This is a genomic window from Cellulomonas carbonis, assembly GCF_014636275.1.
In the GTDB taxonomy this organism is placed as follows: domain Bacteria; phylum Actinomycetota; class Actinomycetes; order Actinomycetales; family Cellulomonadaceae; genus Actinotalea; species Actinotalea carbonis.
This window is the reverse complement of the sequence record NZ_BMEB01000001.1, coordinates 597,576-610,398: the sequence shown is the minus strand read 5'-3', so window position 1 is coordinate 610,398 and position 12,823 is coordinate 597,576. Positions and strand designations below refer to the sequence as shown.

Genomic DNA, 12,823 nt, shown 5'->3' with positions numbered 1-12,823 from the left:
CGTCGTCCCGGTGTTCCCTGACCACGACCCGGGCGCGTCCGGGTCTCAGCGAGGACGGTACGCATGATCCGCCCGACCGAGCACACGACCCCCGGTGCCGCAGGCCTCTACGACCCGGCCGCCGAGCACGACGCCTGCGGTGTGGCCTTCGTGGCGACCCTGCGCGGGACCCCGGGCCGTGACATCGTCGACGCCGGCCTGACCGCCCTGCTGAACCTCGACCACCGCGGCGCGGTCGGTGCCGAGACCGACAGCGGTGACGGTGCGGGCATCCTCACCCAGATCCCGGACGCGTTCCTGCGCGACGTCGTCGACGCCGAGCTCCCCGCGCCCGGCCACTACGCCATCGGGATGGCGTTCCTGCCGACCGACGCCGACGCGCTCGCCGAGGCCGTCGCCCGCATCGAGCGGCTCGTCGCCGAGGAGGGCCTGGACCTGCTGGCGTGGCGGGACGTCCCGGTCACGGCCGAGCTCGTGGGCCCTACGGCTCGCGCGAGCATGCCGGTGTTCCGCCAGCTCGTCGTCGCCGATCGCGCACGGGCCCTCGCGGGGCTCGACCTCGACCGTCGCGCGTACCGCGTGCGCAAGCGCGCCGAGCGCGAGCTGGGCGTGTACTTCGCGTCGCTCTCGGCACGGACGCTCACCTACAAGGGGATGCTGACGACGGCGCAGCTCGAGCCGTTCTTCCCCGACTTGTCGGACCCGCGCTACGCGTCCGAGCTCGCGCTCGTGCACTCGCGGTTCTCGACCAACACGTTCCCGTCGTGGCCGCTCGCGCAGCCCTTCCGGCTGCTCGCCCACAACGGCGAGATCAACACCGTCCGCGGCAACCGGAACTGGATGGCGGCGCGGCAGAGCACGCTCTCGAGCGAGGTCCTCGGCGACCTCTCGCCGCTCATGCCGGTGTGCACGCCGGGCGCGAGCGACTCGGGCACGTTCGACGAGGTCCTCGAGCTCCTGCACCTGGCCGGCCGGAGCCTGCCCCACGCGGTGCTGATGATGGTCCCCGAGGCGTGGGAGAACCACACCGAGATGGACCCCGACCGGCGGGCGTTCTACGAGTACCACGCCTCGCTGATGGAGCCGTGGGACGGTCCGGCGGCGCTCACGTTCACCGACGGCACGGTCATCGGCGCGGTCCTCGACCGCAACGGCCTGCGCCCGGGCCGCTACTGGGTGACCGACGACGGCCTCGTGGTCCTCGCCAGCGAGTCCGGGGTGCTCGACCTCGACCCCTCGACGATCCGCAGCAAGGGCCGCCTCGAGCCCGGGCGCATGTTCCTCGTCGACACCGGTGCCGGCCGGATCATCGAGGACAAGGAGATCAAGGCGCAGCTCGCGGCCCAGCGTCCCTACGCGCAGTGGGTCGCCGACCACTCGGTCTTCCTCGACCAGCTGCCCGAGCGTGAGCACGTGCAGCACAGCCCCGCGTCGGTCCGCCGTCGCCAGCGCGCGTTCGGGTACACCGAGGAGGAGCTCCGCATCATCCTCGCGCCCATGGCGACGGCGGGCGCCGAGCCCCTCGGCGCGATGGGCACCGACACGCCGATCGCGGTGCTCTCGCAGCGCCCGCGGCTGCTCTTCGACTACTTCACGCAGATGTTCGCGCAGGTCACCAACCCACCGCTGGACGCGATCCGCGAGGAGCTCGTGACGTCGATCGGCGGGGCGATCGGTCCGGAGCCGAACCTCCTCGAGGACACGCCCGAGCACGCGCGCAAGCTCGTGCTGCCTTTCCCCGTGCTCGACAACGACCAGCTCGCCAAGATCGTGCGGATCGACCGCGACCCCGCGCTCGCCGGCGTCTTCCGGACCGTGACGATCAAGGGCCTGTACCGGGTCGACGGGGGCGCGGACGCGCTGCGGGACCGCCTCGAGGAGATCTTCGCCGAGGCCGACCGCGCGGTCGACGAGGGCGTCTCGTTCCTCGTGCTGTCGGACCGCGACTCCGACGCGGACCTCGCGCCCATCCCGTCGCTCCTGCTGTCGAGCGCCGTCCACCACCACCTGCTGCGGCGCCACACGCGGACCCGCGTGAGCCTCGTCGTCGAGGCGGGTGACGTGCGCGAGGTCCACCACGTCGCGCTGCTCATCGGCTTCGGCGCGGCCGCGGTCAACCCGTACCTCGCGATGGAGACGGTCGAGGGCCTCGCCCGCGAGGGCTCGCTCGGCGACGTGAGCCCCGAGAAGGCGGTCGCGAACCTCATCAAGGCGCTCGGCAAGGGCGTCCTCAAGGTCATGAGCAAGATGGGCATCTCGACGATCGCGTCGTACCGGGGTGCGCAGGTCTTCGAGGCGCTCGGCCTGTCCCGCGAGCTCGTGGACCGCTACTTCGCGGGCACCACGAGCCGTCTCGACGGCGTGGGCCTCGACGTGCTCGCGGCCGAGGTCGCGTCCCGCCACGCCGACGCGTACCCCGCCAGCGGCAACCCGCAGGCGCACCAGCGGCTGACGGTCGGCGGCGAGTACCAGTGGCGTCGCGACGGCGAGGAGCACCTCTTCGACCCGGAGACGGTCTTCCGCCTCCAGCACTCGACGCGCACCCGGCAGCTCGACGTCTTCCGGCAGTACACGCGCCGCGTCGACGACCAGGCGGACCGGCTCATGACGCTGCGCGGCATGCTGCGGTTCGCCGAGGGCGTCCGGCCGCCCGTCCCGCTCGACGAGGTCGAGCCCGTGAGCGAGATCGTCAAGCGGTTCAACACCGGGGCGATGTCGTACGGGTCCATCTCGGCCGAGGCGCACGAGACGCTCGCCGTCGCGATGAACCGCCTCGGCGGCCGGTCGAACACGGGTGAGGGAGGCGAGGACCCCGAGCGCCTGCGCGACCCCGAGCGTCGCAGCGCGATCAAGCAGATCGCCTCCGGCCGCTTCGGGGTCACGGCGGAGTACCTCACCAACGCCGACGACCTGCAGATCAAGATGGCGCAGGGGGCGAAGCCCGGCGAGGGCGGGCAGCTGCCCGGCAACAAGGTCTACCCGTGGATCGCCGCGACGCGGCACTCGACGCCCGGGGTCGGCCTCATCTCGCCGCCGCCGCACCACGACATCTACTCGATCGAGGACCTCGCGCAGCTCATCCACGACCTGAAGAACGCGAACCCCGCGGCGCGCGTCCACGTCAAGCTCGTGAGCGAGTTCGGCGTCGGCACGGTCGCGGCGGGCGTGTCCAAGGCGCACGCCGACGTCGTCCTCATCTCCGGCCACGACGGCGGCACGGGCGCGAGCCCGCTCACGTCGCTCAAGCACGCGGGTACGCCGTGGGAGATCGGGCTCGCCGAGGCGCAGCAGACCCTCGTGCTCAACGACCTGCGCGACCGCGTGACCGTCCAGGTCGACGGCCAGATGAAGACCGGTCGTGACGTGGTCGTGGCGGCGCTGCTCGGTGCCGAGGAGTTCGGGTTCGCGACGGCGCCGCTCGTCGTGAGCGGCTGCGTGATGATGCGCGTCTGCCACCTCGACACGTGCCCGGTCGGCGTCGCGACCCAGAACCCGGAGCTGCGGGCGCGCTTCACGGGCAAGCCCGAGTTCGTCGAGACCTTCTTCGAGTACATCGCCGTCGAGGTCCGTGAGTACCTCGCCTCGCTCGGCTACCGCTCGATCGAGGAGGCCGTCGGCCACGTCGAGTCCCTCGACACGCGGGCGGCGATCGACCACTGGAAGGCCGCCGGGCTCGACCTCGGTCCCGTGCTCGCGCAGCCCGAGCCGCACCCCGGCTCGTCGCTGCACCGCACCACGAGCCAGGACCACGGCCTGCACAAGGCGCTCGACAACCAGCTGATCGCGATGGCGTCCGACGCGCTCGAGCGCCGTGAGCCCGTCCGGATCGCGCTGCCCGTCCGGAACGTCAACCGCACGGTCGGCACGATGCTCGGGCACGAGGTCACCAAGCGCTTCGGCGGGGACGGCCTCCCGGACGACACCATCGACGTGACGCTGACGGGCTCGGCGGGCCAGTCGCTCGGTGCGTTCCTGCCGCGCGGGATCACGCTCCGGCTGCTCGGCGACGCCAACGACTACGTCGGCAAGGGGCTGTCGGGCGGTCGGATCGTCGTGCGACCCGACCACGCTGCGGTCCTCTCGGGCGACCGGGACGTCATCGCGGGCAACGTCATCGGCTACGGCGCGACCGCGGGCGAGATCTTCCTGCGCGGCGTCGTCGGCGAGCGGTTCGCGGTCCGGAACTCCGGTGCGACGCTCGTCGTGGAGGGCGTCGGCGACCACGGCTGCGAGTACATGACGGGGGGCACCGTGGTGGTGCTCGGCCGTACGGGCCGGAACTTCGGGGCGGGCATGTCGGGTGGGCACGCGTACGTGCTCGACCTGCGCCGCTCCGCCGTGAACGGCCCTGCCCTGGCCGGCGGCGAGCTGCTCCTGTCCGAGCTCGACGACGAGGACGCCGCCGTGGTCGAGCGCCTCGTGCGCGCGCACCACGAGGAGACCGGCTCGCTCCGCGCCGCCGAGCTCCTGGCGGACCTGCCGTCCGCCCTCGCCCGCTTCACGCGCATCGTCCCCGCCGAGTACGACCGGATGCGCGCGACCCTCGCCAACGCCCGTGAGCAGGGCCTCGACCTCACCGCCCCGGGCGTGTGGGACCAGATCCTGGAGGTGTCCCGTGGCTGACCCCCGTGGCTTCCTGAAGGTCCGCGACCGCGAGGTCCCGGCCGGTCGCCCCGTCCCGGTCCGGCTCATGGACTGGCGCGAGGTGCACGAGCACCGCTCCACGCTCGAGGACCCCGAGACGGCGGTCGTCCTGCAGCGCCAGGCCGGACGGTGCATGGACTGCGGGATCCCGTTCTGCCACTCGGGCTGCCCGCTCGGGAACCTCATCCCCGAGTGGAACGACCTGGTCTACAAGGGCCTGTGGCACGAGGCGAGCGACCGGCTGCACGCGACCAACAACTTCCCGGAGTTCACCGGGCGCATCTGCCCGGCGCCGTGCGAGACCTCGTGCGTCCTCGGCATCAGCCAGCCCCCCGTGACCATCAAGAACGTCGAGGTCTCGATCGCCGAGGAGGCGTTCGCGCGCGGGCTCGTCACGCCCCAGCTGCCGCACTTCCTCACGGGCCAGACGGTCGCCGTCGTCGGGTCCGGGCCCGCGGGTCTCGCCGCGGCCCAGCAGCTCACCCGCGCGGGCCACACCGTGGCGGTGTTCGAGCGGGACGACCGGATCGGTGGCCTGCTGCGCTACGGCGTCCCGGACTTCAAGCTCGAGAAGGAGCTCATCGACCGGCGCATCCGGCAGATGGAGGCCGAGGGCACCCGTTTCCGGCCGGGCGTCGAGATCGGCACCGACATCACCTGGAAGGAGCTGCGGACGCGGTACGACGCGGTCGTCGTGGCGACCGGGGCCGTCGTCCCGCGCCGGCTCCCGGTGCCCGGCAGCGACCTCGCGGGCATCCACCCGGCGATGGACTTCCTGCACCAGGCGAACGCCGTCGTGGCGGGCGACGAGGTCGCGGACCAGATCACCGCGACCGGCAAGCACGTCGTGATCATCGGTGGCGGCGACACCGGGTCGGACTGCCTGGGCACGTCCCTGCGGCAGGGCGCCGCGTCCGTCACGACGCTGGCGATCGGCCTCCAGCCGCCGCTCGAGCGCGCGGAGAACCAGCCGTGGCCGACGGACCCGATCCTGTTCGAGGTCTCGACGTCGCACGAGGAGGGCGGGGAGCGCGAGTACCTCGCGTCGACCGTCGCGTTCCTGGGCGACGACGACGGCCACGTGCGGGCGCTGCGGGTCGCGACCACCGAGTACCTCCCGGACGGCCGACGCGTCCCCACGCCCGGCACCGAGCGGGACATCCCGGCGGACCTCGTGCTCATCGCGATGGGGTTCACAGGCCCCGAGACGGACACCCTCGCCGAGCAGACCGGGGCCGACATCACCGGCCGAGGGCTCGTCGCGCGCGGGGACGACTACGCGACCTCGGTCGACGGCGTCTTCGTCGCCGGCGACGCGGGCCGCGGGCAGTCACTCATCGTCTGGGCCATCGCGGAGGGTCGCGCTGCGGCCGCGTCCGTCGACGCGTACCTTCGCGGGAGGAGCGAGCTGCCGGTCCCGGTGGCGCCCACGACGAGGGCCATGCGCCCGTAGCGACCAGGGTCGCGGCCCGCGCGGACCTCCGCGCCGTCGCTACCACAGCCGCCGGCCCCTGCAGGGGCTGAACGGCACAGGAAGGGCCTCGGCCCATCGACATAGGCTGGAGACATGCGCAGAGCCAAGATCGTTTGCACCATCGGACCGGCGACCGAGTCGCCCGAGCAGATCCAGGCGCTCGTGGACGCGGGCATGGACGTGGCGCGGATCAACCGCAGCCACGGCGACGCGTCGGAGCACGAGGTCGTCTACCACAACGTCCGGGCAGCCGCGCAGGCCTCCGGTCGCGCGGTGGCCGTCCTGGTGGACCTGCAGGGACCGAAGATCCGTCTCGGCCGGTTCGTCGAGGGCAAGCACGAGCTCGCCGAGGGCGACGTCTTCACGATCACGACCGAGGACGTCCCCGGCACCAAGGAGCTCGTCTCGACGACCTACAAGGGTCTCCCGGGCGACGCCAAGGTCGGCGACCGCATCCTCATCGACGACGGTCGCGTCGCCGTGCGGATCACCGCGGTCGAGGGTCCGCGCGTCGTCACGCGCGTCGAGGTCCCCGGCCCGGTGTCCAACAACAAGGGCCTCAACCTCCCCGGCGTCGCGGTCAGCGTTCCCGCGATGTCCGACAAGGACGAGCAGGACCTGCGGTGGGCGCTGCGCCTGGGTGCCGACATCATCGCCCTGTCGTTCGTGCGCAGCGCGGCCGACTACGACGACGTCGCGCGGATCATGACGGAGGAGGGCCGCACGGTCCCCGTCATCGCCAAGGTCGAGAAGCCGCAGGCCGTCGAGAACCTCGCGGAGATCGTCGACGCGTTCGACGGGATCATGGTCGCCCGTGGTGACCTGGGCGTCGAGCTCCCGCTCGAGCAGGTGCCGCTCGTCCAGAAGCGCGCGATCGAGCTCGCACGTCGTTCGGCGAAGCCGGTCATCGTCGCCACGCAGGTCCTCGAGTCGATGATCTCGGCCCCGCGTCCCACCCGCGCCGAGGCGAGCGACTGCGCCAACGCGGTCCTCGACGGTGCGGACGCCGTCATGCTCTCGGGCGAGACGAGCGTCGGCGACTACCCGATCGAGGCCGTGCGGACGATGGCACGGATCATCGAGAACACCGAGGAGCACGGCTTCGACCGGATCGCGGCGCTCGGCTGGAGCCCGCAGACCCGCAGCGGCGCCATCACGCGCGCGGCGGCCGAGGTCGGCGCCACGCTCGGCGTCAAGTACATGGTCACGTTCACGCAGACGGGTGACTCGGCTCGTCGGGTCTCGCGCCTGCGCGGGCAGATCCCGCAGATCGCGTTCACGCCCGTTGCGCACGTGCGCAACACGCTCGCGCTGAGCTGGGGCATCCAGACGTACGAGGTGCCGACCGTCGAGCACACCGACGCCATGGTGCGCCAGGTCGACCAGACCCTGCGCGCGAACGGCCTGGCCGAGGACGGCGACCTCGTCGTCATCGTGTTCGGCGCTCCCGTCGGCGTGCCGGGCACGACGAACTCCCTCCTCGTGCACCGCATCGGTGCCGAGGCGCAGGCCGTCAAGCACTGACGCCGCGGTGCCGGTGACGGCACCGAGCACCGCGAGGGGCCCCGGGGACATCCCGGGGCCCCTCGCGCGTCCGCCCTCAGGGAGCGTCGTCGTCGGCGAGGCGCCCGGGCCCCCGCTCGTCGCTGCTGCCCTCGGCCGCCAGGACGGCGGCGTCGGCGTCCTCGAGCACCAGGTCGTGGTCGATCGCGACGGCGGCCCGGTAGCCCTCGGCCGCGGCGACGACGACCTGCGCCTGCGGTTCGCACACGTTGCCGGTCGCCCACACGCCCGGGACACCCGTCGCCCCCGTGCCGTCGGTGACGACGAACGACCCAGCGGGTCCGTCGACGCGCTCGACCCCCACCTGGACGAGGAGCTCGTCGCGCGCCCGCACGCGTGGCTGGACCACGAGCGCGTCGCACGGGAGCACGCGCCCGTCGTCGAGCCGCAGGCCCGTGATCCGGTCGGCCTCGACCACGACCTCCTGGGCGTGCCCCGCGACCACGTCGACCCCCGTCGCGTCGAGGCGGCGGGCGGTCACCTCCGGAAGGTCCGCGGGCGACGGTCCGTCGAGGACGAGCGTCACGGCACCCGTCCACTGCCGGACCGTGAGCGCCTTCTCGGCCTCGTCGACGGCCCTGGCGAGCACCACGAGCCGTGCGTCGCGGACCTCCCAGCCGTGGCAGTACGGACAGTGGAGGACGTCGCGACCCCAGCGGTCGGCGACACCCGGCACGTCCGGCAGCTCGTCGACGAGCCCGGTCGCCACGAGCACGCGTCGGGCGGTCAGCGAGCGCCCGTCGTCCAGCACGACCTCCACGAGCGACTCCGTCGGGGCGGGGACGAGGCGCTCGGCTCGCGCCCGACGGACCTCGACCCCGTAGCGTGCGAGCTCGTCCTCGGCGCGGGCCCGGAGGTCGGCCGGGCTCGTGCCGTCGTGGCCGAGGTAGCCGTGCATCCGCGCTGCGAAGCGGTTGCGCGGCGTGTCGTCGTCGAGCACGACGACAGACCGGCGGGACCGGCCGAGCACGAGGGCCGCGCTGAGGCCGGCGGGTCCGCCGCCCACGACGACGACCTCGTGGTCAGGGGTCCTGCGGACGGGGTCGTCCGCAGGCGGCGCTCCCAGGGTGACGGCGGTGGTCCCGAGCGGGGGCGGCCCGCTCGGGACCGGTCTGTCGGACACGACGTCGACCCCCTCGACGTGTCCGGGTGCCCGTCCGCTGCCCAGCGTCGCGACCAGCTCGTCGACGGCTTCCGCGGCGCCGCTCGCGACGACGCGGACGGTCCCGTCGGGGAGGTTCTCGGCCCCCCCGGTCAAGGACAGGGACCCGAGGACCTGACGCGTCCACCACCGGAACCCGACGCCCTGGACGTGGCCGCGGACGACGACCGTGACGGAGCGCTCCTGTGACGACACGGGTCAGGTGCGTCCGCGCGCACGGTCGCGGTCGGGCCACAGGGCGATCGCGAGACCCGCGAGGGCGCTGACGGCGTGCAGCACGTTGTCCGCGGCGTTGATGTTGAGGATGTTCGCGTCCTCGTTGTCGACCACGATCAGCCCGTAGACGAACGTCGCGCCGTAGCCGATCGCGAGGAGCCACCCGTAGGTGCGTGCGGACGCGCGTCGCGACCACAGCGCCACGCCGGCGGCACCGATGAGGAGGTGGACGACGTTGTGCAGCGGGTTCACCGCGAAGCCGAGCAGCGTCTGGCTGTGGTCGTGCTCGGTGAAGTCGTCGAAGCCGGTCACGAGGAAGCCGGCCAGCCCCACGAGGAGGTAGACGACGCCGATGACCAGCGCGAGCCACTGGTAGGGCGCGCGTGCGGTCGTGCTCCCGGTCGGGTGTGTCATGGGGTCCCCCTCAGGTCGATGGATCGCGTGCGGGTCGGTCGCCCCGCCGGCGTCCTCCCAGGCTCGGCGAGCGTCCGCGGGCGCGCATCCCGAACGCCCCGTTCCCGCGGTTGCGCACCGTGCGTCCCGGTGGTCGGCTGACGTCGCGGCCCCGCCGGGGCCCGAGAGGAGGCGCTCATGAGCGAGGACGTCACGGTCCCCATCCCGGACGAGCCCGGCCAGGACCCGGACGCGTCGGACGACCTCGGGTCGGCGGACGGGACCACCGGCGGGCCCGGGGACGGGCACGGGCTGTCCGACTCCCCGCACTCGGGGTACGAGGAGGAGATGGAGGCGGACGGCGTCGGTGTCCCCGCCGCCGACCGCGTGCACGAGGGCGACGCGCCGCCGGCCGACCTGCCCTGAGGCCGACGTGGTGCGGGCACCGGCCGGTGCCCGCACGACGGGCGTCAGGTCCGCATCGTCCCGGCGCCCTCGGGTGCGGCCTCCTCGGCCTCGAGCGCGGCGAGCGCCTCGCGGGCCCTGACCTGCTGCAGGGTCGCGGTCCGCTCGGACCGCCCGCGTCCGATGAAGCTCACGGTCCAGTGGAGCAGGGTCGTGACGCGGTTCTTGAAGCCGATGAGGTAGAAGACGTGCACCGCGAGCCACATGACCCACGCGGGCAGACCGGCGAGCTCGAGGCCCCGGACGTCGGCGACGGCATGGAAGCGCGACACCGTGGCCATGCTGCCCTTGTCGTGGAAGCGGAACGGGCGCGGGCTCGTCTCACCCCGGAGGCGACGCCGGATCTCGCCGGCCACGTGCTTGCCCGACTGCATCGCCACCTGCGCGACGCCGGGGAGGCGGTCGAGCGCCATCATGTCGCCGATCACGAACACCTCGGGGTGGCCCGGGAGCGAGCAGTCCGGCTCGACCTCGACCCGACCCGCGCGGTCGGTCGTCGCGCCCGCGGCCTCCGCGAGCTGCCGACCGAGCGGTGACGCGGCCACGCCCGCGGCCCACACCTTGGTGCGGGCCTCGATGCGGGATGTCGCGCCGTCCGCGTCGCGGAGCTCGAGGCCGTCGGAGTCGACGTCCGTCACCATCGCGCCGAGCCGGATCTCCACCCCGAGGTCCTCGAGCTGCCGGGCAGCGGCCCGCGACAGCTTCTCGCTGAACGTGCCGAGGATCGCCGGTGCCGCGTCGACGAGCACGATGCGGCTGTCCCGCGGGTCGATGCTGCGGAAGTTGCCGCGCAGCGCGCGGTGCGCGAGCTCGGCGATCTGACCGGCCATCTCGACGCCCGTCGGTCCGGCGCCGACGACGACGAACGTGAGGAGCCGCCGGCGGACGTCGGGGTCGTGCTCGAGCTCCGCGAGCTCGAACGCCCCGAAGATCCGGCCGCGCAGCTCGAGGGCGTCGTCGATGCTCTTCATGCCCGGCGCGTACTTCGCGAACCGGTCGTTGCCGAAGTAGGACTGCCCGGCACCCGCCGCGACGACCAGCGTGTCGTAGGACGTCGTCGTCTCGCCTGCGGGGGAGACGGAGGTCACGACGCGGCGCTCGAGGTCGACGTGCGTGACGGTGCCCAGGAGCACCCGCGCGTTGCGCTGGCGGCGCAGCACGTCGCGCGTCGCGGGCGCGACCTCTCCCTCGGAGAGGATCCCGGTCGCCACCTGGTACAGCAGCGGCTGGAAGAGGTGGTGCCCGGTGGACGCGATCATCGTCACCTTGACCGGGTCCCGCGCGAGCGCTCGCGTCGTGAACAGGCCCCCGAACCCGGATCCGACGACGACGACGTGGTGCCGCGACGCGGCGCGGTCGGTGCTCGTCATGAGCGCTCCTCACAGGGTCGGTGCTCGTGCCTCGACCGTAGGTCGGCCCCCCGTCGTCCGCGCGTCGGCGCTCCACCCGGTCGGCCGCGACGGCGCGACGTCCTCGTCGGCGCTAGCGTCGGTGCGTGGACGTGCTCCTCCTCGCCGACACGCACTGGCCGCGGCGCGCGCGCAGCCTCCCGGCCGCGGTCTGGGACGCGGTCGAGGCGGCGGACCTCGTCGTGCACGCGGGGGACTGGGTCGAGGAGGGCCTGCTCGACGAGCTCGAGGCGCGCGCGTCGGCACTGCTCGCGTGCTGGGGGAACAACGACCCGCCCGGGCTGCGCCGTCGCCTCCCCGAGGTCGCGCGCGGGGTCGTCGACGGCGTGCGCGTCGCCGTCGTGCACGAGACCGGTGCCGCGAGCGGTCGCGAGCGTCGCCTCGACGCCGCCTTCGCGGACTCGACCGACCTCGTCGTCTTCGGGCACAGCCACATCCCGTGGGACACCACGACCGGACGCGGCGTGCGGCTGCTCAACCCCGGCTCGCCGACGGACCGCCGCCGTCAGCCCTGGGCGACCTTCATGACCGCGCGGATCGGCTCCGAGGTCGAGGGCTTCGCCGACGTGGAGCTGCACCGCGTCGAGCGGCCGGCGGCGCACCGGGCGTGACCGCGCGAGCGGTGCCCGGGCGCGGGCGGAAGCGGCGCGACGACCTGTCGGCAGGTGCGACGCTTGACCCGTGGACCTGAACAGCGACCTCGGTGAGTCGTTCGGCGCCTGGACGATGGGTGACGACGCGGCGATCCTGCCGCACGTCACGAGCGCCAACGTGGCGTGCGGGTTCCACGGGGGCGATGCGCGCACGGCGCGCGTCACGTGCGAGGCGGCTGTGCGGCACGGCGTCGTCGTCGGTGCTCATGTGTCGTACCGGGACCTCGCGGGCTTCGGCCGCCGGTTCGTCGACGTGGCGCCCGCCGAGCTGACGGACGAGGTCGTGTACCAGGTCGGCGCGCTCCAGGCGATCGCCCGCGCGTCGGGCACGCGCGTGTCGTACGTCAAGCCGCACGGCGCCCTCTACAACGCCGTCGTGCACCACGAGAGCCACGCGCGTGCGCTCGTGCGCGGCGTGCTGGACGTGGACCCGACGCTGCCCGTGCTCGTGCTGCCGGGCAGCGTGGTCGCGACCGTCGCACGCGACGCGGGGGTCCGCGTGGTCGCCGAGGCCTTCCCCGACCGGGCCTACGCGCCGGACGGCACGCTGGTCCCGCGGTCGCACGAGGGTGCGGTCCTGCACGACGCCGGCGCCATCGCGGAGCGGGCGGTGCGGATGGCGACCGACGGCTCGGTCGAGGCTGCCGACGGGACGTCGGTCCGGGTCGACGTCGAGACGCTCTGCCTGCACGGCGACTCGCCGTCCGCGGTCGCGGCCGCGGTCGCGACGCGGCGCGCGCTCGACGGGGCGGGGGTCGACGTCGCGAGCTTCGTGCGGCCGCATGGGTGAGCCGCCGGGCGCGCGGTCGGCCCGTGCGTCGTCCGGACACGTCCCGCCGGACGG

9 protein-coding genes are annotated in these 12,823 nt (G+C 73.5%); 6 read left to right on the top strand and 3 right to left on the bottom strand.

Features of this window, described 5'->3' with window-relative positions:
• Positions 1–63 precede the first annotated feature (63 nt).
• The 3 genes from gltB to pyk all read left to right on the top strand — a co-directional run bounded on the left by gltB (position 64) and on the right by pyk (position 7,642).
• The gene (gltB, locus tag IEV86_RS02765) at positions 64–4,623 is read left to right on the top strand and encodes a glutamate synthase large subunit (protein ID WP_043607748.1); all 4,560 of its coding nucleotides are present in this window, start codon (positions 64–66) and stop codon (positions 4,621–4,623) included.
• Complete coding sequence (locus IEV86_RS02760; RefSeq protein WP_043607746.1) at positions 4,616–6,097, top strand: glutamate synthase subunit beta; 1,482 nt, start codon at positions 4,616–4,618, stop codon at positions 6,095–6,097. The genes gltB and IEV86_RS02760 overlap by 8 nt, the downstream gene beginning before the upstream one ends.
• 114 nt (positions 6,098–6,211) lie before the next feature.
• On the top strand, positions 6,212–7,642 hold the full coding sequence (pyk, locus tag IEV86_RS02755; protein ID WP_043607745.1) for a pyruvate kinase: 1,431 nt from the start codon (positions 6,212–6,214) through the stop codon (positions 7,640–7,642).
• A 76-nt stretch (positions 7,643–7,718) separates the two neighbouring features.
• Here the strand turns inward: pyk and IEV86_RS02750 are convergent, their stop codons facing one another.
• Entirely contained in the window at positions 7,719–9,038 is a 1,320-nt protein-coding gene (locus tag IEV86_RS02750) for an FAD-dependent oxidoreductase (RefSeq protein ID WP_081978811.1), read from the bottom strand.
• Between the two features lie 3 nt (positions 9,039–9,041).
• Positions 9,042–9,473, bottom strand: coding sequence for a DUF4383 domain-containing protein (locus IEV86_RS02745; RefSeq protein WP_043607743.1), 432 nt, complete (start codon positions 9,471–9,473; stop codon positions 9,042–9,044).
• A gap of 177 nt (positions 9,474–9,650) precedes the next feature.
• Here IEV86_RS02745 and IEV86_RS02740 point away from each other — a divergent pair, with 177 nt between their 5' ends.
• Complete coding sequence (locus tag IEV86_RS02740) at positions 9,651–9,878, top strand: hypothetical protein (protein ID WP_043607742.1); 228 nt, start codon at positions 9,651–9,653, stop codon at positions 9,876–9,878.
• Between the two features lie 44 nt (positions 9,879–9,922).
• Here IEV86_RS02740 and IEV86_RS02735 read toward each other — a convergent pair whose 3' ends face one another.
• Positions 9,923–11,287 (bottom strand): NAD(P)/FAD-dependent oxidoreductase, encoded by a 1,365-nt coding sequence (locus IEV86_RS02735; protein WP_052426329.1) that lies wholly within the window; start codon positions 11,285–11,287, stop codon positions 9,923–9,925.
• Positions 11,288–11,412: 125 nt separating this feature from the next.
• Here IEV86_RS02735 and IEV86_RS02730 point away from each other — a divergent pair, with 125 nt between their 5' ends.
• Both IEV86_RS02730 and IEV86_RS02725 read left to right on the top strand, forming a co-directional pair.
• Positions 11,413–11,937, top strand: a complete 525-nt coding sequence (locus IEV86_RS02730) for a metallophosphoesterase family protein (RefSeq protein WP_043607741.1) — start codon at positions 11,413–11,415, stop codon at positions 11,935–11,937.
• 70 nt (positions 11,938–12,007) lie between these two features.
• A complete protein-coding gene (locus IEV86_RS02725; protein WP_043607740.1) occupies positions 12,008–12,769 on the top strand; it encodes a LamB/YcsF family protein in 762 nt (253 codons plus the stop codon).
• Positions 12,770–12,823: the final 54 nt, after the last annotated feature.